This is a genomic window from Bacillus norwichensis (assembly GCF_014836955.1).
GTDB classification, from domain to species: Bacteria; Bacillota; Bacilli; order Bacillales; family Bacillaceae_C; genus Siminovitchia; species Siminovitchia norwichensis.
This window is the reverse complement of record NZ_JACSPV010000003.1, coordinates 15,291-41,410: the sequence shown is the minus strand read 5'-3', so window position 1 is coordinate 41,410 and position 26,120 is coordinate 15,291. Positions and strand designations below refer to the sequence as shown.

At 41.9% G+C, this 26,120-nt stretch carries 23 protein-coding genes and 1 other annotated feature; all 23 genes read right to left on the bottom strand.

The window, feature by feature from the left end; translation table 11 throughout:
* Window positions 1-2: 2 nt before the first annotated feature.
* Window positions 3-716 (bottom strand): orotidine-5'-phosphate decarboxylase, encoded by a 714-nt coding sequence (pyrF, locus tag H9631_RS02625; RefSeq protein WP_191809696.1) that lies wholly within the window; start codon window positions 714-716, stop codon window positions 3-5.
* A complete protein-coding gene (gene carB, locus H9631_RS02620; protein WP_191809695.1) occupies window positions 716-3,916 on the bottom strand; it encodes a carbamoyl-phosphate synthase large subunit in 3,201 nt (1,066 codons plus the stop codon). Before carB ends, pyrF begins: the two co-directional genes overlap by 1 nt.
* Entirely contained in the window at window positions 3,900-5,000 is a 1,101-nt protein-coding gene (locus tag H9631_RS02615; RefSeq protein ID WP_191809692.1) for a carbamoyl phosphate synthase small subunit, read from the bottom strand. The genes carB and H9631_RS02615 overlap by 17 nt, the downstream gene beginning before the upstream one ends.
* Window positions 5,000-6,286: a dihydroorotase gene (locus H9631_RS02610; protein WP_191809691.1), complete on the bottom strand. Its 1,287-nt coding sequence runs from the start codon at window positions 6,284-6,286 to the stop codon at window positions 5,000-5,002. The genes H9631_RS02615 and H9631_RS02610 overlap by 1 nt, the downstream gene beginning before the upstream one ends.
* Window positions 6,287-6,301: 15 nt before the next feature.
* Entirely contained in the window at window positions 6,302-7,186 is an 885-nt protein-coding gene (locus tag H9631_RS02605; protein ID WP_191809690.1) for an aspartate carbamoyltransferase catalytic subunit, read from the bottom strand.
* 152 nt (window positions 7,187-7,338) lie between these two features.
* Window positions 7,339-7,884 carry a bifunctional pyr operon transcriptional regulator/uracil phosphoribosyltransferase PyrR gene (pyrR, locus tag H9631_RS02600; protein ID WP_160705281.1) on the bottom strand — a complete coding sequence of 182 codons (546 nt, stop codon included), beginning with the start codon at window positions 7,882-7,884 and terminating at the stop codon, window positions 7,339-7,341.
* A 369-nt stretch (window positions 7,885-8,253) separates the two neighbouring features.
* On the bottom strand, window positions 8,254-9,165 hold the full coding sequence (locus H9631_RS02595) for an RluA family pseudouridine synthase (protein WP_191809689.1): 912 nt from the start codon (window positions 9,163-9,165) through the stop codon (window positions 8,254-8,256).
* Window positions 9,152-9,628, bottom strand: a complete 477-nt coding sequence (lspA, locus tag H9631_RS02590) for a signal peptidase II (RefSeq protein ID WP_191809688.1) — start codon at window positions 9,626-9,628, stop codon at window positions 9,152-9,154. The genes H9631_RS02595 and lspA overlap by 14 nt, the downstream gene beginning before the upstream one ends.
* Before the next feature lie 305 nt (window positions 9,629-9,933).
* Complete coding sequence (gene ileS / locus H9631_RS02585; protein WP_191809687.1) at window positions 9,934-12,693, bottom strand: isoleucine--tRNA ligase; 2,760 nt, start codon at window positions 12,691-12,693, stop codon at window positions 9,934-9,936.
* 62 nt (window positions 12,694-12,755) lie between these two features.
* Window positions 12,756-12,988: a binding site (T-box leader), on the bottom strand.
* Between the two features lie 61 nt (window positions 12,989-13,049).
* Window positions 13,050-13,562 (bottom strand): DivIVA domain-containing protein, encoded by a 513-nt coding sequence (locus H9631_RS02580; protein ID WP_191809686.1) that lies wholly within the window; start codon window positions 13,560-13,562, stop codon window positions 13,050-13,052.
* Between the two features lie 86 nt (window positions 13,563-13,648).
* Window positions 13,649-14,425: a YlmH family RNA-binding protein gene (locus H9631_RS02575; RefSeq protein WP_191809685.1), complete on the bottom strand. Its 777-nt coding sequence runs from the start codon at window positions 14,423-14,425 to the stop codon at window positions 13,649-13,651.
* A 324-nt stretch (window positions 14,426-14,749) separates the two neighbouring features.
* On the bottom strand, window positions 14,750-15,013 hold the full coding sequence (locus tag H9631_RS02570; protein WP_160705287.1) for a YggT family protein: 264 nt from the start codon (window positions 15,011-15,013) through the stop codon (window positions 14,750-14,752).
* 5 nt (window positions 15,014-15,018) lie between these two features.
* The gene (locus tag H9631_RS02565) at window positions 15,019-15,462 is read right to left on the bottom strand and encodes a cell division protein SepF (protein WP_191809684.1); all 444 of its coding nucleotides are present in this window, start codon (window positions 15,460-15,462) and stop codon (window positions 15,019-15,021) included.
* Between the two features lie 17 nt (window positions 15,463-15,479).
* Window positions 15,480-16,154 carry a YggS family pyridoxal phosphate-dependent enzyme gene (locus H9631_RS02560; protein ID WP_191809683.1) on the bottom strand — a complete coding sequence of 225 codons (675 nt, stop codon included), beginning with the start codon at window positions 16,152-16,154 and terminating at the stop codon, window positions 15,480-15,482.
* 92 nt (window positions 16,155-16,246) lie between these two features.
* A complete protein-coding gene (locus H9631_RS02555) occupies window positions 16,247-16,522 on the bottom strand; it encodes a YlmC/YmxH family sporulation protein (protein WP_120115234.1) in 276 nt (91 codons plus the stop codon).
* 152 nt (window positions 16,523-16,674) lie between these two features.
* A complete protein-coding gene (gene sigG, locus H9631_RS02550) occupies window positions 16,675-17,457 on the bottom strand; it encodes an RNA polymerase sporulation sigma factor SigG (RefSeq protein WP_191809682.1) in 783 nt (260 codons plus the stop codon).
* 324 nt (window positions 17,458-17,781) lie between these two features.
* Window positions 17,782-18,501, bottom strand: coding sequence for an RNA polymerase sporulation sigma factor SigE (gene sigE, locus H9631_RS02545; RefSeq protein ID WP_120115236.1), 720 nt, complete (start codon window positions 18,499-18,501; stop codon window positions 17,782-17,784).
* Between the two features lie 36 nt (window positions 18,502-18,537).
* Entirely contained in the window at window positions 18,538-19,464 is a 927-nt protein-coding gene (gene spoIIGA, locus H9631_RS02540) for a sigma-E processing peptidase SpoIIGA (RefSeq protein WP_191809681.1), read from the bottom strand.
* Between the two features lie 348 nt (window positions 19,465-19,812).
* Window positions 19,813-20,955 carry a cell division protein FtsZ gene (gene ftsZ / locus H9631_RS02535; RefSeq protein ID WP_191809680.1) on the bottom strand — a complete coding sequence of 381 codons (1,143 nt, stop codon included), beginning with the start codon at window positions 20,953-20,955 and terminating at the stop codon, window positions 19,813-19,815.
* Window positions 20,956-20,992: 37 nt separating this feature from the next.
* Entirely contained in the window at window positions 20,993-22,285 is a 1,293-nt protein-coding gene (gene ftsA / locus H9631_RS02530; protein WP_191809679.1) for a cell division protein FtsA, read from the bottom strand.
* A gap of 378 nt (window positions 22,286-22,663) precedes the next feature.
* Entirely contained in the window at window positions 22,664-23,455 is a 792-nt protein-coding gene (locus H9631_RS02525) for a cell division protein FtsQ/DivIB (protein ID WP_404801705.1), read from the bottom strand.
* Between the two features lie 524 nt (window positions 23,456-23,979).
* The gene (gene murB / locus H9631_RS02520) at window positions 23,980-24,891 is read right to left on the bottom strand and encodes a UDP-N-acetylmuramate dehydrogenase (RefSeq protein WP_191809677.1); all 912 of its coding nucleotides are present in this window, start codon (window positions 24,889-24,891) and stop codon (window positions 23,980-23,982) included.
* Between the two features lie 13 nt (window positions 24,892-24,904).
* Window positions 24,905-26,008, bottom strand: coding sequence for an undecaprenyldiphospho-muramoylpentapeptide beta-N-acetylglucosaminyltransferase (gene murG, locus H9631_RS02515; protein ID WP_191809676.1), 1,104 nt, complete (start codon window positions 26,006-26,008; stop codon window positions 24,905-24,907).
* Window positions 26,009-26,120 lie beyond the last annotated feature (112 nt).

The window sequence follows — 26,120 nt, the reverse complement described above, 5'->3', positions numbered from 1 at the left end:
CTTTACCTCTCCCATTCTGTCAACACTTTTTTATAGGATAAAACTGAATCGTCCGCTTGTGTAACTGGACGGCCGATTACAATCATTGATGATCCCATTTCGCGAGCATCCGAAGGAGTCACAATTCGCTTTTGATCATCACTTTTGCTCCCCGTCATCCGAATCCCTGGAGTCACTCGCAAAAAGTCGTCCCCTGCTTTTTTTGCAATGGAGGATGCTTCAAAAGCAGAACAAACAACTCCGTCGAGACCGGATTCCTTGGCAAGCAATGCATAGTGGAGGACGGATTCATCGATTGAGCGGTCTATCAATTGCTCTCGCTGCATTTGTTCTTCGCTTGTGCTCGTCAACTGTGTGACAGCAATCAAAGCAGGGCGGGTCTGCCCTGCCTTTGTCCCTTCCTCTAACCCTGAAAGTGCTGCTTTCATCATTTCTGTCCCACCAGCTGCATGGACATTAACCATATCTATCGAAAGTCCAGCAAGAACTTTCATTGCCCGATGAACCGTATTAGGAATATCATGTAACTTCAAATCAAGAAAAATCCAATGACCTTTTTCTTTCAAGGCTTTGAGCATATCCGCTCCCTCTTGATAATAAAGCTCCATCCCTATTTTTACATATAACTTTTCTCCATCAAATTTGTTCAAAAAATTCCATGCTCTTTCACCATCGGGAAAATCAAGTGCTATAATCGGCAAATTTTTCTCTGGCATTATTGAGTCACCTTTTTACCAGACGGCATGGCTTCCGCGGAAAGAACCATTGATTCAAGGACGTCGAGGATGGCTTTTGCTGTATCCAAAGATGTTAAGCAAGGTATTCCATTCTCAACAGATTCCCTTCTGATCCGGAAACCATCTCTGCGTGGCTGTTTTCCTCGTGTCAGAGTATTAATGACAAGCTGTGCATCACCCTGTCTGATCGTATCAAGCAGATTATGTCCGGATGCTCCAATTTTATCGACCGTTTGGACTTTGATTCCTGAATCAGTAATAGCTTTCGCTGTGCCACTTGTAGCTATAATCTGATAACCAATGGCAGAGAACCGTTCAGCGAGTTTAGCTGCTTCATCCTTGTCTTTATCCGCCACTGTGATCAACACCGTACCATGTGTCTTGATTTCTATTCCAGAACCTACTAATCCTTTGTACAATGCTTTTTCCATCGTACTATCTTTCCCCATGACTTCCCCAGTGGATTTCATTTCAGGTCCCAAAGTGATATCTACCCTTCTCAGCTTGGCGAATGAGAAGACCGGCACCTTGACATAAACCCCGCTCATTTCCTGGCTTAGGCCAGTTTCGTAGCCAAGCTCAGGCAGCTTCTTGCCCAAAATAACTTTCGTAGCAAGATTTGCCATTGGAATCCCTGTGATTTTGCTTAGAAATGGCACTGTCCTGCTGGATCGTGGATTTACTTCGATAACATACAATTCATTATTTGAAATGACATATTGAATGTTCAGCAGTCCGATAATTTCAAGACCTCTAGCAAGGCGGATAGTAGCATCTTCAATCTTCTTGATCATTTCCGCACTAATATTTTGCGGCGGGTAAACCGCTATAGAATCCCCAGAGTGAACGCCTGCCCGTTCAATATGTTCCATGATACCTGGAATCAAGACATTTTCCCCATCGGAAATCGCATCGACCTCTATTTCTTTTCCAGTCAAATAACGATCTACAAGCACCGGGTGTTCAGGATTAATTTTCACTGCATTTTTCATATAGTGGAGAAGTTCTTTTTCTTCATAGACAATTTCCATCGCTCTTCCCCCAAGAACGTAGGAAGGGCGGACCAATACTGGATATCCGATATCCGTCGCAATTTTTACAGCTTCGTCTACTGAAAAAGCGGTCTTACCTTTCGGTTGCGGGATATTCAACTCGGATAGAGCCTGCTCAAATTGTTCCCTATCTTCGGCTCTGTCAAGACTTTCAAGAGAAGTACCGAGAATATTTACGCCGCGTTCTGAAAGACCTGATGCCAAATTGATTGCTGTTTGTCCTCCAAATTGGACAACGACACCAAGTGGCTGCTCCAAATCAATAATGTGCATAACATCTTCCAGCGTAAGCGGCTCGAAGTACAGCTTATCTGAAATGCTGAAGTCTGTTGACACTGTTTCAGGATTGTTGTTGATGATAATTGCCTCATATCCAGCCTGCTGGATTGCCCATACACTGTGTACCGTTGCATAGTCAAACTCAATCCCCTGTCCAATGCGGATAGGCCCAGACCCTAGCACAATAACACTTTGCTTGCTGGTACGCTCTGATTCATTTTCCTCTTCATAAGTTCCATAAAAGTACGGAGTTTCGGATTCGAATTCTGCTGCACACGTATCTACTTTCTTATACACTGGCACTAGCTCATTGTTTTGGCGCCATTCATAAATTTCTTTTTCATTGCTTTCCCACAATTTTGCAAGAGTGATGTCCGCAAAGCCCATTTTTTTCGCTTGAACTGCCAATTCATCATTAAACGGTTCTTTTACCAACTTATTTTCAAGCTCAATGATTTTGTTTAATTTATGCAGGAAAAATAGATCAATCTTGCTCCAATCATGGATAGTCTTGATTGAAACTCCTCTTCGTAATGCTTCAACCACTATGAAGAGCCGTTCGTCTGTAGCATTTTCGATTTCGGACTGCAATTCTGCCTCTTCCATTGTTTTCGCTTCTTCGTTTTCTAAATGATACAGACCGATTTCAAGTGAACGTACCGCCTTTAACAACGATTCTTCGAAGCTGCGGCCAATTGCCATGATTTCGCCTGTCGCTTTCATTTGGGTTCCAAGACTTCTGTTCGCAGATTCGAATTTATCAAAAGGCCATCTTGGAATTTTAGTAACAATGTAATCAATAACAGGTTCGAAGCAAGCGTAAGTTTTTCCTGTCACAGGGTTCATCAGCTCGTCCAATGTATATCCCGCAGCTATTTTCGCTGCTAATTTTGCAATCGGAAATCCTGTTGCCTTGGAAGCAAGCGCGGATGAACGGCTGACACGCGGATTCACTTCGATTATATAGTATTGGAAACTTTCCGGGTCAAGAGCAAGCTGGACATTACATCCGCCTTCTATTCCAAGGGCGCGGATTAATTTCAAAGAAGTGTTTCTCAGTAACTGAATTTCTCTGTCACTCAATGTTTGGCATGGAGCCACAACGATGGAGTCACCAGTATGGACACCAACCGGGTCCACATTTTCCATATTACAGACAACAATCGCGTTGTCATTTGCATCTCTCATTACTTCAAATTCTATCTCTTTGTATCCAGCAATGCTTTTTTCAATCAAACATTGGTTAACAGGACTATTTTTTAAACCGTTGGACACAACGGTCTCAAATTCCTCATTGTTTTTACAAATACCTCCGCCTGTGCCGCCAAGTGTATATGCGGGGCGAACAATAACAGGGAATCCAATTTCTGCTACGAAATCTGTCCCTTCTTCAAGCGTGTGTACAATGGCACTTTCAGGCACTGGTTCATTCAATTCGTTCATCAAGCTTCTAAATTGATCCCTGTCCTCCGCCTGTTCAATAGCTGAAAGCTTTGTACCAAGTATTTCAACATTGCATTCTTCAAGAACTCCTGCTTTAGCCAACTGCATAGCAATGTTCAGGCCGGTCTGTCCACCAAGTGTCGGCAGGATGGCGTCTGGCCTTTCTTTTCTGATAATGCGACTGACAAATTCAAGTGTCAGCGGCTCAATATAGACAGCATCTGCAATCTCAGAATCTGTCATAATGGTCGCTGGATTTGAATTGATTAGGATGACCCTGTAGCCTTCTTCTTTCAAAGCGAGGCAAGCCTGGGTGCCAGCATAGTCGAATTCAGCAGCCTGTCCAATGATGATAGGGCCTGACCCTACTACTAAAATACTATTGATATCAGTTCTTTTCGGCATGGTCATCCGCCTTTCTTTTGTTTTCATCCATTAATTTCAGAAATTGATCAAATAAATACTTGGCATCTTCTGATCCTGGCGCACCCTCAGGTTCAAATTGTACGGAGAAGGCTAAATATTTTTGATGAGACAGCCCCTCGATGGTGCCTTCGTTCAATTCTATATGTGTGATGGTCAAATCATTTCCGTCCACCGATTCTTTATCAACTTCATATCCATGGTTTTGGGAAGTGAAGACTACTTTTCCTGTCTCAAGGTCCTTTACCGGGTAACTTCCACCTCGGTGACCGACAAACATTTTTTTCGTTTTGCAGCCATTCGCAAGAGCAAATAATTGATGACCTAATCCAATTCCAAACAAAGGAACTTTCCCTTGGATTTCGCGGATTGTTTCAACTGCTTCAGGAACATTCTCTGGATTTCCAGGGCCATTAGACAAGATTACACCGTCCGGCTGCAAAGAAAGAATTTCTTCTGCTGAAGTTTTGTAAGGAACGACTGTTACGTCGCAGCCACGCTTAGTAAGCTCGCGTAAAAGCCCATGCTTCAAACCAAGATCGATAACGATCACACTGTTTCCCCGTCCCGGTGCCGGGAATGGTTTAACAGTTGATACCTGTTTGACCTGATCAGGCAGACTCTCCACAGCATGCAGGCGGGAAAGATGCGTTTCAATGCTTTCTCCAAATCCGCATATGACCCCTTTCATCGTTCCTTTTGATCTGATAATCCTAATCAATTTTCTTGTATCAATACCAGTGATACCTGGGATATCCTTCGCTTGCAGAAATTCTCCAAAGGAGATGTTGCTGCGCCAGTTTGATGGGTAATCAGCTGCTTCCTTCACAACCACTCCTTTAATAACTGGCTGAATGCTTTCAAAATCATCACGGTTGATTCCGTAGTTTCCAATTTGTGGAAAACCGAACACGATGATCTGACCATAATTCGATGGGTCCGAAATGATTTCCTGATAGCCGGTCATGCTCGTGTTAAAAATGATTTCACCCGTCGTCTCTTTTTCACTACCGATTGCTTCGCCTATAAAAACTGTACCATCTTCTAGAATGAGCTGGCGTTTCATCAATTGTCACGTCCTTCCGACCATTTAATCTTTCCATTGACAAAGGTGGCTGCAGGCCATCCTTTGCATGACCATCCGCTAAACGGAGTATTTCTTCCTTTAGTTAAAAATTGGCCTGGATCTATTTTCTGCTCTTTTTTCAAATCGATCAGGGTAATATCAGCAGGTCTTCCAACATTTAAAGTTCCAGAAGCCAATTTAAATGTATGAGAAGGTGCGACTGTCATCCAGTCAACCAATTGCTTTAATGTGACATGGCCTTTTTCAACAAAGTGCGTATAAAGAAGTGGGAATGCTGTTTCCAGGCCAACAATTCCAAAAGGAGCCTCCGTCACTTTCTTCCCTTTATCCTCTGCTGTATGTGGAGCGTGATCCGTTGCTATAAAATCGATGGTTCCATCAAGCAACCCTTCAATCAAAGCTTCACGGTCTTCCTTTGCCCGAAGGGGCGGATTCATTTTAAAATTCGTGTCATTTGCATCCGGAATATCTTCATCACATAAAATGAGATGATGAGGGCTGACTTCCGCTGTTACTTTAATACCGGCTCTTTTCGCATCCCTTACTGTCCGGACAGACTCCTTTGTACTAATATGGCAGACATGGTAATGACAGTTTGCCGCTTCAGCGAGCAATACATCCCGGGCAATATGGACAGATTCGCAAATGGATGGAATTCCGGGAATTCCCGAATTTCTTGAAAACTCTCCTTCATGAAGGGCACCGCCATATATAAGGGAATTATCTTCACAATGCGCGACGATTGCCATATCAAGCTCAGCAGCTTGTTGCATCGCTTCATACATCTTCGCAGCCGTCTGTACACCGACTCCATCATCTGTGTATGCGAAAGCTCCCGCTTCCTTCAGGGCCTTAAAATCCACAAGTTTTTCTCCTTGGAGGCCCTCCGTAATCGCAGCATAAGGAAGGACATTGACATGAGCAGTTTCTTTAATGCGGTCAACAACCCATTCCATTTGTCCGGCATGATCCGGAACAGGATTCGTGTTTGGCATTGGTGCCACAGTTGTAAATCCGCCTCTCGCCGCAGCCATTGTTCCCGTTTCAATCGTTTCTTTTTGCTCTCCGCCTGGTTCTCGAAGGTGGATGTGAAGGTCCACTAACCCTGGTGTGATCAATAGCCCCGCCGCATCATACTCTTGTTCTCCATTGTTCTCGAGCTGAGTGCCAACTTCTGCAATAAGGCCATCTTTCACTCTTAAATCCATCTCTTTCAATTCACCATTATCTTGTAACATCTTTCCATTTTTAATCAGCCAATTCATGCGGGATTCCTCCTCTTATTTATCGAGAATGTGTTTTAAAACTGCCATTCTTGCGTATACACCATTTTCCATTTGCTTAAAAATCCTTGATTTATCACTTTCTACTAGACTATCTGCTATTTCAACACCTCTGTTTACAGGTCCAGGATGCATAATAATGCTTCCCGGCTTCATTCTTTTTTCTCTCAGTGGTGTTAAACCGTATCTTTCATGATATTGCTCTGCACTCAAATCCATCATTGTATCGTGTCTTTCATGTTGGATTCTCAAAAGCATAAGTACATCCGAAAACTCAATCGCTTCATCAATATCCACGTAGTTTTGGGCATTTCCTGCGTCACCTTCAAACCATTCAGCCGGCCCGGAATAAAAAACCTCGGCTCCCAAAGCAGCTAGAGCTTCTGTGTTGGAGCGAGCAACCCTGCTATGGCTCAAGTCGCCCACAATGGTCACTTTCAAGTCTTCAAACTTTCCAAATTCCTGCTTGATTGTCAATAGATCCAGTAATGACTGGGTCGGATGTTGGCCGCATCCATCTCCGCCATTAACAATTTTCATTTGAAATTTTCCTGCAAGTGATTCGTAGTAAGCATCCTGCTTATGGCGAATAACAGCAAGATCAACGCCAATTGATTCAAGTGTTTTCAGTGTATCCTCGAGTGTCTCACCTTTTAAAATGCTTGAAGATCCCGTTTCAAATGGAATGACATCAATTCCTAATTTGCGTTCAGCCACTTCGAAGCTTGTTTTTGTTCTCGTGCTTGGTTCAAAAAACAGGTTAACTGCGAAGGTCTGTTTTGCCGGAGTCCACTTTTCTCCCTGTGCAAACGACTCGGCTGTATGCAATATTTGATGTACTTTCTCAGTCGATAAGTCCTTCATGGTAAAAAGATTGTTCATGACAGCTCACCATTCTTCCTAAAATTGTCAAAAAGAAAACCCTCTATCCTTTTTTCCGGAAAAGAGGGTTTGCAAAACAAAGCCAGGCATCGTCTGCCAGCTTCACATTGAAGCCCCCTTTGCCAGTCTCACGGGACTGAATTAAAAGGGTATTATTCACTTTCATAAATTCCCACTTGGTCATGTTCATCTGTTTCTAATAGTTCAACAACAATTCTCTCAAGACTTGAAGTAGGAATGTTTTTCCCAATAAAATCTGCCCTTATCGGCAGTTCTCGATGGCCTCTGTCAACCAAGACAGCAAGCTGAATTTGAGAAGGACGCCCGATATCGACCAAAGCATCCATGGCAGCTCTTACTGTTCTGCCTGTATATAAAACATCATCCACCAATATGACTTTTTTATTATTGATATTGACTGGAAGGCTCGATCCCTTTACTTCCGGTTCCGCGCTTTCAGTTTTAATTGTTAAATCATCCCTGTATAGCGTAATATCCAATTCACCGACAGGTATATCATCGCCTTCAATGCTTTTAATCCGATCGGCTAATCTCTGCGCGAGATAAATTCCCCGTGTTTTGATTCCTACTAACACACAGTCTTCAATCCCTTTGTTCCGTTCAATAATCTCATGAGCAATTCTTGTCAATGCTCGATGTATTGCTTTCTCATCAAGAACAATCGCTTTTGGATCCACCGTTTTCACCTCGTTTTCATTAGAAAAGCGTAAGGAACCTTGGTCAGCGCAGTCAAACAAGGCGATCCCGAAGAGGCAGTTTCAGCCACCATTGGGAGAGGCTAGGCGCCGGCCATCTCAAGCCGCCACATCCTATAGCCACAGCGGCACTATGACGTCGCTGCTCGACAAAGACTAAGCTTCCTTTGAATGAAATTTTCCATAACTAAATATTGAAAAAAGCCCTCCCGCGGCTAGGCAGGAGGGCAGAACAATGACCATAAAATAGTTGCATTTAAATGCAGCTTCGCCGTACCTTCCCAGCCTCACGGGACCGATTTAAAGGTTCATATTCAACTATTATCAATATAGACTTTTTCTCAAAGGTTGTCAACGATTTTGTCGCAGTCTATGTAACAATTCGGTGAAATAATCCGGAAGCGCCGCATTGAATTCCATGTACTTTCCTGTTCGCGGATGCTGAAAACCAAGTATTCCTGCATGCAAAACTTGCCCACCAGTGGACAAAGTATTGCGTGGACCATACTTTGGATCTCCAACGAGCGGATGCCCAATATACTTCATATGGACTCTGATTTGATGAGTCCTTCCGGTTTCCAGGACACATTCCACAAATGTATAAGGCTCAATTCGCTCCAAAACTGTGAAGTGGGTGACTGCCGACTTTCCTCTCTCGCTTACAGTCATACTTTGACGTTCAACTGGATCTCGTCCAATCGGGGCATCTATTGTTCCGTGGTCATGGGGAATCACTCCATGCACGAGGGCAAAATATTTCCGTGTTACCGTTTTATCCACAAGTTGCTGAACAAGCTTTTCATGGGAAAGATCATTTTTTGCTACCATTAAAAGGCCTGACGTATCTTTGTCAATCCGGTGCACGATTCCCGGTCTCAGCACCCCATTGATACCTGATAAATCTTTGCAATGGGCCATCAGTCCGTTCACTAAAGTTCCAGAATAGTGTCCCGGCGCAGGATGAACAACCATCCCTCTTGGTTTATTAACAACGAGCACATCCTCGTCTTCGTAATCAATTTCAAGCTCCATATCCTCCGGCTCAACATCAAGAGGTTCTGGTTCCGGTATCTCTATAACAATGAGATCATCAAGACTGCATTTATAATTCGCTTTAATGGATGTACCATTTACAGTAACATGTCCATCTTTTATCCATTGCTGGACTTGAGAACGCGACCAACTCCCATCCATACCGGCAATCAGTTTGTCAATCCGCTCCCCACTCTCTTCTTCCTTTATCTGATAATCAATTTTTTCCATCTACATTCACCTTTTCCTTCCGTTCTTCCTTAAATACTTGGATAAAAAGGAGGATGACGCCAATTGTTAGAGCTGAGTCGGCAATATTGAAAATGGGAAAATCATACCCCAAAATATAAGTATCCAAAAAATCAACCACTTCTTTTCTAAATAGCCGGTCAATGAAGTTCCCAATAGCGCCCCCCAAAATAAACGCCAGACTCACTTGAAATAATGGCTTGCCTTTAGCTTGCGTCTGCATATAATAGATAATTCCTGCCGCTACGACAAGCGTAATAATATAAAACAGCCACATTTGGCCTTCTAACATTCCCCAGGCTGCCCCTTTATTTCGGTGGGAGGTGAGGTAAAAGAAATTATCAATAATCTTAATACTCTCTCCGAATTCCATATTTCGGACAACTGTCCATTTCGTAATCTGATCCAACACCAGGACAAACAATGCAATCAAGTAATATCTCACGCGTAAACCCCCGAATCGTTAAAGTCGTTCTTTTGAATTTTAGCATAAAGCTTAGAGGAATTGTATTAAGAAAAGCACAAGGTGAATTGCGAGGAGGCAGTTCACTGACCTTCCTTCACAGCAAATCTGCTCATTTTACTCACATCTTTCTGAATGGATAAACCTCACGAACTTTCCTAACCTATGATCCAAATGCCAACTGCCTCGAACCCTTCCACTAATTAAAGCACAGCAATGAACTTTCAGCACTTTTTTAATGAAATAAAATGAACTAAGCCCTCCGCTTTGGAGGGCTCAGCACTTTATTATTGAAGTTTTTCAACAACAGATGCGCAACGCGGGCAAATCGTAGGATGTTCCTCTACTGTTCCTACTTCAGGCGTAACAACCCAACAGCGTTCACATGTTTCACCATCTGCTTTTTCAACAACAACGGCAGCCTTATCAAGTTTCAAAGCTTGCTCCGGCGCTTCGTCATATGCTCCAGCCACTTCGAAACCGGAAACGATGAACAGCTGTTTCAAGCTTTCAGATATGCTGTTGAGCAAATCTTCCACATCTTCATTGACATATAATTTCACTTTAGCAGTCAATGACTTGCCGATCACTTTTTCATTTCTTGCTTCTTCCAGTGCTTTTAAAACATCATCTCTGACAAGAAGGAATTCTTTCCATTTCTTCTCAAGTTCTGCACTATTTTCAATCTCTTTTACTTCCGGCATATCAGTAAGCTGCGCACTTTCTTCCTGAACTCCCGGAATATGTGACCAAACTTCATCAGCGGTATGTGGTAAAATTGGCGATAATAATTTTGCCAAAGAAACAACAGAATTGTACATGACCGTCTGCATTGCTCTTCGTTCAAAGTTGTTTTCCGCTTCAATGTAAAGAACGTCTTTTGCGAAATCCATATAGAATGAACTCAAATCAACTGTACAGAAATTATTGACTGCGTGGTAGATATCAGCAAATTCAAATTCGTTGTATGCATTAAGAGATTCTTTGACCAAATTATTTAATCTGATCAACATAAATTGGTCTACTTCCCGAAGTTTTTCATACGGAACTGCATTTTCTTCCGGATTAAAATCAGCCAGGTTCCCCAGCAAGAAGCGGAATGTATTTCTGATTTTGCGATACACTTCACTGACTTGCTTCAAAATAGCATCTGAAATTCTTACATCTGATTGATAATCAACAGACGATACCCATAAACGAAGAATTTCCGCACCATACTGATTGGTTACCTTGGAAGGAACAATGACATTACCAAGTGATTTACTCATTTTATAGCCCTCACCATCAAGAACAAACCCATGGCTCAAAACACCTTTATAAGGAGCTTTTCCTGTAACAGCCACAGCAGTTGTCAATGAAGAGTTAAACCAACCACGGTATTGGTCCGAACCTTCTAAATAAAGGTCTGCCGGACGTTGTAAGTCATCTCTTTCCATTAACACACCTTGATGTGAGGAACCGGAATCAAACCAAACGTCCATAATATCCGTTTCTTTTGTAAAGACCCCGTTCGGGCTTCCTGGGTGAGAGAATCCTTCTGGTAATAATTCTGAGGCTTCTTTCTCAAACCAAATATTTGATCCATGCTTACGGAATAGCTCTGATATACGAGAAATGGTTTCATCTGTAATAATCGCTTCACCATTTTCAGCATAAAATATCGGAATTGGTACTCCCCATACCCTTTGGCGAGAGATAACCCAGTCTCCACGGTCTCTGACCATATTATAAAGCCTTGTTTCACCCCACTTAGGCACCCATGCAACTTCATTGATTGACTTTAGGAGCTCTGCTCTAAAATCTTTGATGGATGCGAACCATTGTGGAGTAGCTCTAAAAATAACTGGTTTTTTGGTTCGCCAGTCATGCGGATAGGAGTGAGTAATAAATTCAAGCTTCAATAAAGCGCCCACTTCTTCTAGCTTTTCAGTAATCGGTTTGTTGGCTGCGTCATAAAACAATCCTTCAAATCCTGGAGCTTCTTCTGTCATATGTCCTTTATCATCAACAGGGCTCAAAGCCTCCAAGCCATACTTTTGACCAACATTGAAGTCATCTTCACCATGTCCTGGCGCAGTATGAACGCATCCAGTACCAGAATCCATTGAGACATGATCTCCAAGAATGACAAGTGAATCTCTGTCATAAAACGGATGCTTGGCAACTACATACTCAAGCTCCGCTCCTTTCAATGTTTTAACAACCTTGGCATTCGGCCAATCGAATTCTTCCTTCAAGTTTGAAACGAGTCCTTCTGCAGCAATATATTTCTTTCCATCCTGCTCAATTACTGCATAGGTTATGTTAGGATGAACAGCAATAGCCAGGTTAGAAGGAATTGTCCAAGGAGTCGTTGTCCAAATGATGATATTGGTCTCTTCATCTACGACACCTTTTCCGTCTGTTACAGCAAAAGCCACATAGATAGAAGGTGATCGTTTATCCTTATATTCGATTTCTGCCTCAGCAAGAGCTGATTCACTGGAAGGTGACCAGTACACAGGTTTCTTGCCTTTATAAATATAGCCTTTCTTCGCCATCTCTCCGAACACTTTGATTTGTTGTGCTTCATACTCAGGCTTTAACGTAATATACGGATTTTCCCAATCCCCTCTAATTCCAAGACGTTTAAATTCAGTTCTCTGGTTATCAATTTGTTCATAGGCGTATTGAGCACATTTCTCCCTGAATTCTGCCGCCGGTATTTCCTTGCGGTTGACTCCTTTTTTAGTAAGTGCATGTTCAATCGGAAGTCCGTGTGTATCCCATCCAGGAACATATGGAGCGCAAAATCCCGCCATTGATTTATAACGGACAATAAAGTCCTTCAATGTTTTATTAAGGGCATGCCCCATATGAAGATCACCATTTGCATATGGCGGTCCATCGTGCAATACGTAAAGCGGTCTTCCTTTCGTGCGCTCTAGAACTTTTTTATAAATATTTTCCTCTTCCCATTTTGCTTGCATTTCCGGCTCTCTTTTCGGCAAATTTCCACGCATTGGAAAATCCGTTTTCGGCATGAGCAGCGTATCTTTATAATCCAAATCAGTATCCTCCTTGTATTCATTCATAATGTCCAAAAAACAAAAAATCCTTCTCGTCCCACAAAAGGGACGAGAAGGATTTTTTCCCGCGGTACCACCCAAATAGACAATTACACATGTAATCGCCCGCTCATAAATCCGTATCGTGGATGAATCGCTCTTTTCTACTTGCCCAAGCTTTCGAATCAAGTACTCAAGGGTGATTTTCCAAATCTCTTCCATTACTAGGCTCTCACCATCCCCAGCTCGCTTTCAACAGAAAATGAGAATGTACTTTCCCTCTCATCGTTTAATAGGTATAAATAATTATCTTACATTATATGAGAATCACAAATGCATAGTCAAGTTTCAAGTTATTACTCTAATTCATCGACTTCTAGAGAATTCAATTCTGTTGCATCCAGTTCAAATTCCATGAGCTGGTCCCAGTCGTCATTATTAATCAAGTCAAGCTGGGCTTCAATCAACATTCTAAACCGCGTGCGGAATACCTTCGACTGTTTCTTTAATTCCTCAATTTCAAGCGCAATTCTTCGCGCTTTGGATAGCGATTCATTGACGATCCGGTCAGCATTTTTCTCCGCTTCCCTTATAATAAGCTTCGCTTCCTTCATTGCATTGCCTTTGACTTCCTCTGCGGCTTCCTGGGCTACCACAATTGATTTATTGAGCGTTTCCTCAATAGTACTGAAGTGTCCAAGCCTCTCATTCATCGCGGCAATCTTCTCTTCAAGTTCCTTTTTTTCCCTAAGGACCAATTCATAATCTTTTATGACCTGCTCAAGGAATTCATTGACTTCATCTTCATCATATCCCCGGAACCCTTTGCTGAATTCCTTATTATGTATATCGACCGGTGTTAACGGCATCTTGCCACCTCCATTGCTATGTGTGTCTATTCTTCATATTATACTTGAATTTCACAAAAGTTGGCGGGTTTCTTTATTATTTAATATTATTTTAATAATCCTATTTTCAACCGTGATTTACTTTTCTTCGTATAGCCAAGCAGCTCAATGATTTTACATCTGCCGAGCCTGCGTGCCGAAATCAGGTCTCCCTCCATACATTCAGTAGCAGGATTTTCAACTGTTTTCCAATTTAATTTAACAAGCTTTTGTTCAATCAAAGCTTGAGACTTTTGCCTAGATAAATTGAAGGTTGAGGAAATGATTGCATCAAGTCTTAAAGATGCTGCCGATATGTCTAACTCTCTCCATTGTTCTGACTCTTGGATAGCTTCTTCTAGTGGAAGTCTTCGAAGCTGGACGGTTGCACGCCCTATTTCTCTTAATTCCGCCATTAAAAATGGTTCAATCTCTTCATTTGAAAAAAATTGAATTCGATCTCCATTTACAAGAATATCTCCAAATTTATCCCGCTTTACTCCCAAGGACATTAAAGAACCTAACACCATCGGATGCTCAAGCTTCATAAACTTTCGAGGGTATTCTATTTCATATAGACCAACAAGAAAAGCCTTTTCTTCAGGCTGAAAATATTCCGGATATAAAAGAGCCCTTTTTCGCTCACTCTGTTCCCTTCCTCCGAAAAATCCACATCGCACATCCACTCCATCTCCGATGATGGACTGGAGAATAAACTGCTGCCGAGGATCCAGAAAGTCGGTCAACTTGGGGGCATATGTATTTTCAACTTGCTCCTTCCAATCCAGGACCGTGTCAATGAATTGCTTTTCTTCCGGCCTAAAATGCTGATAGATTAATGACATTTGGATACAACTCCTATTGCGAAAAACGGGTAAGTGCTTCTTACCTCAGCCAGGCTAGACATACTCTGTTAGACAGGGTTTGAGCACCTTTAGTCACCACATTTTATCTATTGGGATATCGGTCGGCTGGCTCAAACACGACGTCCGGTCACTTTGCTTGCACTAGCACACTTGCATGTGCACAATGTCTAGTCGCTCAAGTTAACGCATCTCTGTACTCAGTGGCACCAGATATTCTACCCGTCAGTGCCAAACCTAACAAGATTTACTAGACTTTATGCTTCTTAGGCGATAAAAAAAGGAAAGCTGTTCAGCTATCCTTTTTTAGCCTACCCATCTGGAAATTTCCCACAGCCCTGCTGTAGCCAGTTTAAGAACTAAAAACGCAACAATCGGGGAAATATCAATCATTCCCAGTGGTGGAACAATTCTTCGGAAAGGCTCCAAATAAGGTTCACATATCCTTCCAAGAAATTGGCCTATTGATGATTCTCTGGCATTCGGAAACCAGGACATCAAGATATAAATAATCAATGCCCAAGAATACAGGCTTATCAGTTGAACTACAATCGCTATTACAAAATCCATACCGTTTATGACCACCTCGGATCTTCATAATTCTCATCATCAAACATTTCGGTAATGTTTCCGGATACTTCTACATTATCCGGGGTGCAAAGGAAAATATCCCTACCGACTCTTTGGATATCCCCGCCTATCGCATAAACCGTACCGCTTAAGAAATCGACAATTCTTACTGCCTGATCATGCTGGATACGCTGTAAGTTGACTACAACTGCACGGCGATTGCCAAGATGATCGGCTACTTCTTGCGCTTCGGCATACACTCTTGGTTCAATCAGGACAACCTTTGAAGATTGCTGCACACTTTGAAGGCTAACAACATTTTGTTTTCGATTGGATGCTGGCTTCATCGGTTCTTTTTCTGCTTGAGGTTCAACTTCATTTTTTTCTTCTTCATATTCATACTCATCTTCTAATAGGAAAAAATTTTTGAACTTTGATTTAATGCCCATTTTTGGCCTCCTCAGCATCATTCTCCGACAAGGGCAGAACCTATTCGTATGAATGTTGCCCCTTCTTCAATGGCTATTTTAAAGTCATTTGACATCCCCATCGATAACTCATGACATGGCGCATGCTTTAATCCCAGCCCTTCAACTTCCTCTTTAAGGCTTCTTAAGTGGCGGAAGCATGTCCGCAATACTTCTTCATCATCCGTATGCGGAGCCATAGTCATCAAACCAACAACCTCTATATTTTCATAGGCCTCAAGCTGCTGTATAAATCCTACTGTATCCTCAGGCTGGAGACCATGCTTGGATTCCTCACCCGAAACATTGATCTGAATAAAACATTTGATCTTTTTGCTGGCACGTTTATTAATTTCTTTTGCCAAAGACAAGCGGTCGAGTGAATGGATATACTCCACTTTATCAATTATATTTCTAACTTTACGGGATTGAAGGCTTCCAATAAAATGCCACAAGGGCCTGTCCTTCAATACCTCCCACTTACTCAATAAACCTTCGTCACGGTTTTCTCCAAGATTCTGAATGCCGGCTTCCAAAGCTTCGGCAGCTCTTTCGACCGGTACATATTTCGTAACCGCCACAATATGAATATCTTCCTGATTACGGCTTGACCGTTCGCATGCTTCTGCTATTTGATCTTGAATAAAAGCTAAATTTTCTTTTACATCTTTCACGTTGATTACCCCTATTGTATCTTCTTGTTTTTCCTAAGAAAAGACATTTTCTTAAGTGTACCACAAAAATATGCGAACGGCATCCGAATTATCTAGTCTTTTGGTGTTCCAAGCTGTTGTTGAGTATATTGGGACCCGCTGTACCTTACAAGAATGACATCTTCTCCGATTTTAATAATTTGGTTCCATGGGATGACCACTTCATCCTCTTTTCCAAAAAAACCCAAAAGCTTTCCTGCGGCGCTTATAACAATCGACTCTATCCTGCCTGTATCCAAGTTTATCTCAATATCACTTATGTTCCCCAGCTTTCTCCCATCTGAAATATTGACAACGTCTTTTATTTGGAACTCCGAAATCCTCACCATGTTCATTCCCCGCTTCCGTCGTTCATTTAGACAGGAGCCCACTCCCTCTTAATCCATATATATGCTATTTGCCCCACCATTCATGATATAGAAAAGAACAGAGGTCAGCCCCCCTTTACTATAGTAAAGGGGGGCTGACCTCTAAAAAAACTTTATTGAATATTAATATTTTTATTCATTTGTTTGATGGCAGCCTTTTCGAGACGAGACACTTGCGCTTGTGAAATTCCGATTTCTTCTGCCACCTCCATCTGGGTTTTCCCTTGAAAAAAGCGCTTTCGAATGATCATTTTCTCCCTATCATTGAGCCGCTGCAGCCCATCATGTAATGCAATCTCTTCGATCCAGTGACTGTCACGGCTCTTCTCATCACTCAATTGATCCATGACGAATATCGGATCGCCACCGTCATTATAAATTGGCTCAAATAATGATACAGGATCCTGAATAGCATCCAGCGCAAAAACAACGTCTTCATGCGGTATCTCCAATTCCCTCGCAATTTCTGCCGCCGTGGGTTCCTTGGAGGTTTTTGCCATGAGGCGTTCCCTTACATGGAGTGCTTTATAAGCGATATCGCGCAATGACCGTGAAACACGGATAGGATTGTTATCCCGCAAATAACGGCGGATTTCCCCTATAATCATCGGAACAGCATAGGTGGAAAACCGGACGTTCTGGCTTAGATCAAAGTTGTCGATTGATTTCATCAAACCGATGCAGCCAACTTGGAACAAGTCGTCCACATATTCTCCCCTGTTATTAAACCGCTGAATAACACTTAATACCAGACGGAGATTCCCATTGATCAGTTTCTCTCTTGCTGTCAAATCCCCTTCTTGCATTTGCTTTAAAAGTTCCCGCATTTCTAGATTTTTAAGGACAGGTAGCTTTGAAGTATCCACACCGCATATTTCTACTTTATTTCGCTTCACTTATTTCCCTCCTAGCAGGAGCTGCTAGAAATAAGTATCTCCGCAGGAGGAAAATATATGCATTGCTCAACGCATGGAAATATGAAAAAAACATACCGATCCGTTAGGGATAGATTAGAATCAAATACTCCTTAGGATATTTGCGCCCAGATTTTATCGAGCTTCACTCGATAAATTTCCTCTGAAAGTCTATGGCATTCGTCCGCAGAATTTAACTTTATTCAGCCGAGGCTTGAATTCCCACTAAATGGAGTAACAATTCGCATTCATCTCATCACTTATAAATGTGGGAGACTTCTGCTGAATGAATTTAAACAAATCGCATTATATCATTTTGTTAAATTCCTTTCGAAGCCGTTTGATAATCCTTTTTTCAAGGCGAGAAATATAAGACTGTGAAATCCCTAAAATTTCGGCCACATCTTTCTGCGTCTTCTCTTCCTCACCAGCCAAGCCAAATCGCAACTCCATAATTTGTTTCTCACGTTGAGTAAGTTTTTGAAGAGCTGTCAGCAAAAGCTTTTTATCAACATGGGCCTCTATATCCCTTGTAATAATATCATTATCAGTCCCCAAAACATCTGATAACAGCAGTTCATTCCCATCCCAGTCAATATTTAATGGTTCATCAAAGGATACCTCAGACCTGATTTTATTATTTCGTCTCAAATACATTAAAATTTCATTTTCAATACACCTTGATGCGTATGTAGCCAGCTTTATTTTCTTTTCTGGGTTGAATGTGTTAACCGCCTTAATTAGTCCGATTGTACCAATGCTTATTAAGTCTTCGATATTAATCCCCGTATTTTCAAATTTTCGTGCAATATACACTACCAATCGGAGGTTTCTCTCAATTAACATGGATCTTGCTGTCTTGTCACCATTTGGGAGCTTCTTAAGCAAAATCGCTTCCTCTTCGCGAGAAAGAGGTGGAGGTAACGCTTCACTCCCTCCTATATAATAAATTTCATCAGATTTCCATCCCAGCTTTTTAAGCACCTTATACCAATAATAAGTGAGATGCAGGCGAATTCTTTTCACTCAGTCTCCTCCTCCCATTTAATTTGAAACGTGTATCTAAGAGGCAGTTTGTACAACAGCCTGTTCTACTATTGCAGGGTGTACAATGCATTGAAAGCGACCCTCACTGGATAATTCTTGGTCAGTAAAAATAATCAGAGCTTTTTGGGCTGCTTTCCTTTCTTCTCCCATTTGAAGATATATAGCCTCAGGCTTGAATGCACAAAGCAATTGATTATTCGTTCCAAGTGTTTTTGCAGGAATCAGTCTCATTCTTTCACTCCATGCTTCTGGAATTTTATCGGCCAGCTCGATAGGGTTGCTATTCTTGTCTGCCAATAATAGAATCTCCGCTGGCAATTGACTTTTCAGATTTGTTACAGCAGCAATCATCACTGGAGTTTTGGAAATAGGGTCATATAATTGATTTCCGCTATCAATCAGTCCTTTCACTTGTAGATCGAGTCCATTGATTTGAATAGTAACATCAACAAGAACATCGTATTCAATAGAAGATATGGTTAAGTCCTCTACTCTCTTCCTCGAAAAATGCCAAGCAATCGGAAACACAGCTGCTACAAACAGCCAGCTGACCGGATCTCCGAATCCCCGGATGCTTTCCAATGATACTGCTGTGCTAATTCTAAAATTGTAGGTGACAAAATAGTGAGTGCCGAGTAAAATCCCGCCCATAAGAAATGTGGAAAAATAAAATGTCAACAAACAGGAAAGAAAGGACCCGAATCTCTTAAATCCAAATACGATAAAGATCATACAAATAGATGTACCCATTTTAAAGATAGGATGACTTGCTGCAGTGGCCAATGGAGTAATAGCGAGCAGAATCAAGCTTGAGCCTACAAGCCCGCCCACCATGATTCTCCTGGTCTTCACCTGTCTCTTCAAAAAGATTGCAGTAATCCAGAGTAGCAAGCTGTCTACAAGGAAATTCAAAAACCAAATGACATCCATGTAAATGATCATAATTTTTAAAGGCCCCCCTCCAAAGAGGCTAAGGAATTCATATTACTTTTTGCTTTGCTTTTTCTATTAATGATTAGTATAACGGACGCTAAAAATGGAATGTGTCACTTCCTGTATGTGAATTTATAGAAGTTTTCACAATTTACATCGAAGAATGACTAATGAGGGAGAGAAACTGATAGGAGTATTTATGATCACCCGCGTGAGGGAAAGCAACGAAACTCGCCAGACAGGGAAAGGAGGAGAGATAAGATGAACACGGGTAAAAACAAAAAAGCTTGCAGAGAAAAACACCTACTTTCTCTACAAGCTGAAACCAGGTGGATCACCTGGTTTCTTGTTACGTTATTATCTTCTTCTATTTCTGTTTCTAAGAAAAGTCGGGATATCAAGGGTATCTTCAGGAGGCTGCTGCTGGGAGGTTCTTACTGGCTCCTGTGCCTCTTCCCTTTTCTGTTCACGGTTCGGAACCTGATTATTATTTTGCTGATTCCTCATTTGACCAAACAACGGATTTTGTGGCGTTGATTGGACTTGCGTTTCATTAAATCCGGTAGCAATCACTGTAACCACGATTTCATCCTTTAAGTTATCATTAATGACAGAACCAAAGATCATGTTCACTTCTTGATCGGAAGCTGTTGCCACAATATCAGCGGCTTCCTGTACTTCATAGAGACTCAAGTTGGTTCCACCTGTAATATTCATCAGGACACCTTGAGCTCCATCAATGGAAGTTTCAAGCAATGGAGAGGAGATAGCTTTCTTAGCGGCTTCGGCAGCCCTATTTTCTCCTGTAGCCACACCAATTCCCATCAAAGCTGAACCTTTATTAGTCATGATAGTTTTAACATCAGCAAAATCAAGGTTGATCAATCCTGGAACAGCGATTAAATCAGAAATCCCCTGTACACCCTGTCTCAATACATTGTCAGCTTCCCTGAAAGCTTCAAGCATCGGTGTGCTCTTATCAACGATTTCCAAAAGTCTATCGTTCGGGATGACAATTAAAGTGTCTACAGACTCTTTCATGGCGTCAATACCGCCGCTCGCCTGGTTCGCACGTTTGCGTCCTTCAAAGGTGAACGGACGTGTTACCACTCCGACTGTCAAAGCGCCTAGTTCTCGAGCAATTCGAGCGATTACTGGAGCTGCACCTGTTCCTGTGCCTCCACCCATTCCAGCTGTAACAAAGACCATATCAGCCCCTTTAAGAGCTTCTTCAATTTGTTCCTTGCTTTCTTCGGCAGCTTTCTTGCCGACCTCTGGGTTAGCACCTGCTCCCAATCCTCTAGTTAATTTTGCGCCAATTTGCATTTTTATTTCAGCTTTAGATAAGTTTAAAGCTTGGGCATCGGTATTTACGGCAATAAACTCAACACCTTGCACTTCATGTTCAATCATGCGGTTAACAGCATTGTTCCCCCCGCCGCCAACTCCGATTACCTTTATAGTTGCCAAAGAATCAATATTCGTATCGAAATCCAACATGACATGTCCTCCTGTTCGTTTTATTCAACCGGCTGGCTTATTCAAAAAAGTAGCCAAAAAACTTTTTAACTTTAGTCGATATTTTCTTTTCCGGGTCTTTTTCAAGCTTTTGCCTTGCGGGTTGATGTGGATCTACCGTTGCGCCGTGATCAGGTTCAGTTGTCGAATGAACCGGAGAGGCACTTACGCTTCTTCCTTGCAATCTCGCATTCTGGTAGGAATACTTGATCAATCCTACTGCAGTTGTATACTGAGGCTCACGGACACCGATATAATCCGGAATAGCAATCCTGACCCTGCTTTGGAAAATCATTTGTGCCAGTTCGACAACCCCTGGCATATTTGCTGAGCCGCCAGTCAATACGAAACCTCCCGGAAGATCAGTAACACCCATTCCACTCAATTCATCTTGAATCAACTCAAAAATTTCTTCCATTCTAGCTTCAATGATATCTGCAAGCTCTAACTGATTAAATTGCTGATGCTGGTCACTTCCAATGATAGGCACACTGAAAACTTCTTCTTCTGATGCGTGATCATAAAATGCATGTCCATATGTAACTTTGATTTTTTCCGCATCTTCTGTAGCTGTCCTTAGACCAATAGACAAGTCTTTGGTGATATGTTCCCCACCTACCGGAATGACACTGACATTCTTGATGCTTCCGTTTTCAAATATAGAAAGCGTTGTTGAACCGCCTCCCATATCAATTAATGCAGTGCCAAGCTGCTGTTCGTCCTTTGATAAGGCTGCAGCAGCCGCTGCAAGCGGCTGTAGTACGATATCTGTAATGCTTAAACCTGCCCGCTCAACACACCGAAGCGTATTATGTAAAATCGTTTTGGCCCCGGTAATGATGGTACCTTCCATTTCAAGACGAACACCAATCATTCCACGCGGGTCCGTAATTTCATCCAATCCATCCACAATAAATTGTCGTGGAATCACATTGATGATTTCTCTTTCCGGCGGGATAGAAATAACTTGAGCTGCATCCATTACCCTTGCAACATCATCATTTGTTATTTCTCTATTTTGGCTGGATACGGCCACCACTCCATGGCAAGGCTGTAAAGCGACATGATTACCTGCAATCCCAACAATCACATCATTGATTTTCATCCCAATCATTCTTTCTGCCTGCTCAACCGCACTCTTAATCGAATGAACCGTTTCATCTATATCAACAATAGACCCTTTCCGGATTCCTTTGGCACTTACATTTCCAACTCCAATTACATTTAAGGAATCGCTGCCCATGGAACCGATGATCACCTTTACTGTGGATGTTCCTATATCGAGACTGACATACATCTCGTTATTATTCATTCCGCGGCACCTCCTTCAACTCTATCTTTATCTTAAGCTTGATATATGGAATTTTCATAAATAATCATCCTTGACATGGTAATTACATTTATGTATTCGGCAAATTCAGGTAATTTCCTTTTATTCTACTGAATTATTTATGAGTTTCATTCGTTAATTTTCTTGGTTGTCGGCTTCTATATTCAACAAAATTCTACATTTTACACCATATTTTTATAGAACCTGCCAAAGCCGCCGCTATGTATAAGTCTACACTAAGATGGAGCCACAGAAAAGCCAAACTTGTGATTAGAGAAAGTTTATAGAGTAATCACAGAGAAAAACCCCTGTAGAACTTTGTCACCAAGCCTTTTATTGGAAAAAATTGAGAAGAAACTACTATGGTTCCTGCTGCTCTCCTTCTCCACCTGTCTCTTTGGTTTCGTATGCTTTAAAAAATGAACCGACTTCCATATCAATAACACCTTTGACATTAGGGTTTAGTTGGCTGACAATAGAAGGGTAATGTACCATCTTTTCTGAGAAAGTTAGTATAGTTGCACTCACTTCGAAACCATCATTCATAAAAAGAGTGATGTGGTACTTATCCGTTTTCTTCGGTGTATAATGGATTTCCGAAATGACATTTACGATTTCAGGCTTCAAAGCCTTTAATTCCTTGGCCATATTTTCCAAGATAGCATCTTCTTTAAAGTTGGATAATATAGGCGCGTTAACTGGTACTCCACCCTTCGGGTTGCTTCCAACAATCATGCCATTTTCCAAAATCGGATGGAACTCTGTTCCTGTTAAGACATAAGCAATTGTTTTATATTCTTGTATTTCCAAGTATACTGTGTTGGGAAAAGAGATCTTAACCTTCGCATGCTTCACTTCTTGATGGTCTTCAAGCTGTTGAACTGCTTTCTTCTTGTCCAAATTCCAAATGTTGTCGCCGCTTTTAAGACCACTTCTTTTGATAATCGTTTGATCTGGAACTGATTCATTTCCTTTTACTTTGATTTCACTCACGTTGCTTAAAGGGGATTGGAAATAAATCACTAACAGGATCAGAAGGAAAAACAAAGAAATAAGGAAGATGAGCCGCCGGTTCGCCTTTCGTTTTCGATGTTCTTTTATTTTGGGAATCCTGTCTTCCAGGGATAGAACTTTTTTTTGATCCACAGTCATCTCCCCTTTTAAACTAATTTTCTCCGGTCTGACTCAGGCATCCAGCTTCAAGAGGCAATACAGCAGAAAAACTGTACACTCAGAGTTTCCTTATTTGCTCCTATTGGTGAAAACCTTTCTTGTCGATTCGGAGCTACTGCACCTATCGACTTTCTCTCACGATAAGTCAACATCGATTTACCTTTTGATACATCGTTCTGTCCGGCTTGTGACACAGGATATGCTAGGGCAGGCGTAGAATGTCGTTGTTTAAGCCTTAAGTGCCACCGGCGAGAATGATTAGCCAAACGCTGTTGTGGGCAAACCACGCCTTCTTCAACGTCCGTCTGGCTTTTCTTGGTCCTTTATCTCGTCAGGACTTGTCCAGTCTGTACGTCGCTTTTCTTTTGTCCAGCTTCAGCACCTAGCCCCTCGAGGTCATAAGCCTCTTCCCTGCGGTGGCTAAAAGGCTGTCTCCTCGGGAGTTGGCTTATGCTTTTCGAGATGATGCAAGGTTCCTTTCCAACTGGGTACAGAAGCTTCTTCTATTCTCGATTACCCTCTACTATTTCCACTTCTGTATGCATTTCAATACCGTTTCTTTCGAGAACCGTTTCCTTCATATGCTTGATCAAAGCCAAAACATCCTCTGCTTTTGCAGATCCGTTGTTGACGATGAAATTCCCATGCAGCTCGGATATTTGTGCGCCGCCAATAGAGTATCCTTTCAGGCTAGCATCCTGAATCAGCTTGCCAGCATGCTCTGGCAACGGGTTGCGAAATACACTCCCGCAGCATGGTTTAACAGGCTGGGTATCCCGGCGATATGTCCTATGTTTCTTCATCTCAGCGGCAATCGCTTCACGGTCACCTTCCTTCAGATTGAATATCGCTTCAAGAACAATTCCTGGACGCTTTTTCTGAAGGACAGAAGTCCGATATGAATATTCCATTTCTTCGTTTGTGAGCCATTCAACAGTCCCATCAGGAAAGAGTACCCGGGCTTTTTCCAATATCTTCGAAATATCAGAGCCATGTGCACCTGCATTCATATAAACGGCTCCACCCACAGATCCTGGGATACCGCCTGCGAACTCAAGGCCACTTAACCCTTTTCTCCCTAAAGCATTGGCAAGGACAATGAAAGAATAACCAGCCCCTACTTGGACTTTCGTTCCTTCTATGTCTAGATCATCCATGCCTTTACCGAGCTTAATGACGACCCCGGCGATCCCTTTATCTGAAACGAGCAGGTTAGAACCACGCCCAATCACTCTCCAAGGCAGTTGATATTTTTGCACAATTTCCATCGTCTTTAGTAATTTATCGATAGAATCAGGTTCAACAAAAACTTCCGCTGGTCCTCCAACTTTGATTGTTGTATGATTGGCCAACGGCTCATTTCCCTTTACTTTTCCAACATTGTTTGCTCGTAATTCTTCCATAATCTTTTCCATTTCCATACCCCTTTCAACTCCCCCCACGTTCAATCATGCTCAAAAGCACATCATATAACCGGTCAGATGCATCAGGCATTCCCAGTTTTTTTGAGGCTTCGCTCATATTTTGTCTCTTTTTATCATCCATAAGGATCTCATCAAGAGCATCCATAAGCCTTTGGCTGGACAAATCTTTTTCCTGAAGCATAATCGCAGCACCAGCCGATGTAAGAACGGTGGCATTTTTTTCCTGATGGTTGTTCGTTACATACGGGCTTGGAATGAGTATTGACGGAATACCAAGCGCCGTAATTTCAGCGAGGGACGTAGCACCTGCCCTGCCTACCACAACATCTATCTCAGTAAGTACTTCTTCCATGTTATGAATAAAAGGAACGACCGCTACATTGGGAGAAGCACCAATCAGCTCCACTTCTTTCTTTACATCTTCGAAATGAACCTCTCCAGTTATGTATACAACTTGATATGGTTTATTGGTAAGCTGTGCCAATGATTTGATGACAGCTTCATTAATCGGCCTGGCTCCCCTGCTTCCTCCAGTGATAAGAGCTGTAGGAATGTTTTCCTTCAGTCCAAGCTTGAGTAATTCCCCTTGGCTTTTTTTACCTACCACCTCTGAAGCGCGTGGATTTCCTGTAAGAATTACTTTGTGTGCAGGAAAAAATTCCTTCGCCGCATCAAAGCAGATCGCTACTTTTTGTACATACTTGCTTAAAAACTTATTCGTCAGGCCCGGAACACTGTTTTGTTCGTGAATCACAGCCGGGATCTTCTTTTTAGCTGCGGCATACACAACAGGAGCAGATACATAGCCTCCCGTCCCAATTACAGCATCTGGTTTAAATTCATTGATGATTTGTTTACTTCGTTTAACACCCTTTAAAAACCGGATGACCGTTTTAATATTTTCAAAGGAGAGCGAACGTCTAAATCCAGTAATTTCCACTGCTTCAAATGGTATATTCTCTCTTCGAATAATATTTGATTCCAATCCTCTCTCTGTTCCAATGTATAAAAACGTTGTATCCGGATGTTTCTTTTTGATTGTACGGATTAAGGCAAGGGCCGGATAGACATGTCCTCCGGTTCCACCGCCGCTGACAATAATTTTCATGATAACACCTCAATTAGTGTACTCCAATTAATAAACCAAACTCCTTAATTATCTTATTTTACTATATTTTATACAAGAAAAATGTGTTCAGTGCAGATTGTTGTTATTTTGA

Bases quoted from the DNA above. Each gene is read 5' to 3' on its own strand.
- pyrF (WP_191809696.1), bottom strand. From the start codon at position 716: ATGCCAGAGAAAAATTTGCCGATTATAGCACTTGATTTTCCCGATGGT.
- carB (WP_191809695.1), bottom strand. From the start codon at position 3,916: ATGCCGAAAAGAACTGATATCAATAGTATTTTAGTAGTAGGGTCAGGC.
- H9631_RS02615 (WP_191809692.1), bottom strand. From the start codon at position 5,000: ATGAAACGCCAGCTCATTCTAGAAGATGGTACAGTTTTTATAGGCGAA.
- H9631_RS02610 (WP_191809691.1), bottom strand. From the start codon at position 6,286: ATGAATTGGCTGATTAAAAATGGAAAGATGTTACAAGATAATGGTGAA.
- H9631_RS02605 (WP_191809690.1), bottom strand. From the start codon at position 7,186: ATGAACAATCTTTTTACCATGAAGGACTTATCGACTGAGAAAGTACAT.
- H9631_RS02595 (WP_191809689.1), bottom strand. From the start codon at position 9,165: ATGGAAAAAATTGATTATCAGATAAAGGAAGAAGAGAGTGGGGAGCGG.
- H9631_RS02580 (WP_191809686.1), bottom strand. From the start codon at position 13,562: ATGCCGTTAACACCGGTCGATATACATAATAAGGAATTCAGCAAAGGG.
- H9631_RS02575 (WP_191809685.1), bottom strand. From the start codon at position 14,425: ATGTCATTAATCTATCAGCATTTTAGGCCGGAAGAAAAGCAATTCATT.
- H9631_RS02570 (WP_160705287.1), bottom strand. From the start codon at position 15,013: ATGGATTTTGTAATAGCGATTGTAGTTCAACTGATAAGCCTGTATTCT.
- H9631_RS02565 (WP_191809684.1), bottom strand. From the start codon at position 15,462: ATGGGCATTAAATCAAAGTTCAAAAATTTTTTCCTATTAGAAGATGAG.
- H9631_RS02555 (WP_120115234.1), bottom strand. From the start codon at position 16,522: ATGGTGAGGATTTCGGAGTTCCAAATAAAAGACGTTGTCAATATTTCA.
- spoIIGA (WP_191809681.1), bottom strand. From the start codon at position 19,464: ATGATCATTTACATGGATGTCATTTGGTTTTTGAATTTCCTTGTAGAC.
- ftsZ (WP_191809680.1), bottom strand. From the start codon at position 20,955: ATGTTGGATTTCGATACGAATATTGATTCTTTGGCAACTATAAAGGTA.
- ftsA (WP_191809679.1), bottom strand. From the start codon at position 22,285: ATGAATAATAACGAGATGTATGTCAGTCTCGATATAGGAACATCCACA.
- H9631_RS02525 (WP_404801705.1), bottom strand. From the start codon at position 23,455: ATGACTGTGGATCAAAAAAAAGTTCTATCCCTGGAAGACAGGATTCCC.
- murB (WP_191809677.1), bottom strand. From the start codon at position 24,891: ATGGAAAAGATTATGGAAGAATTACGAGCAAACAATGTTGGAAAAGTA.
- murG (WP_191809676.1), bottom strand. From the start codon at position 26,008: ATGAAAATTATTGTCAGCGGCGGTGGAACCGGAGGACATGTCTATCCG.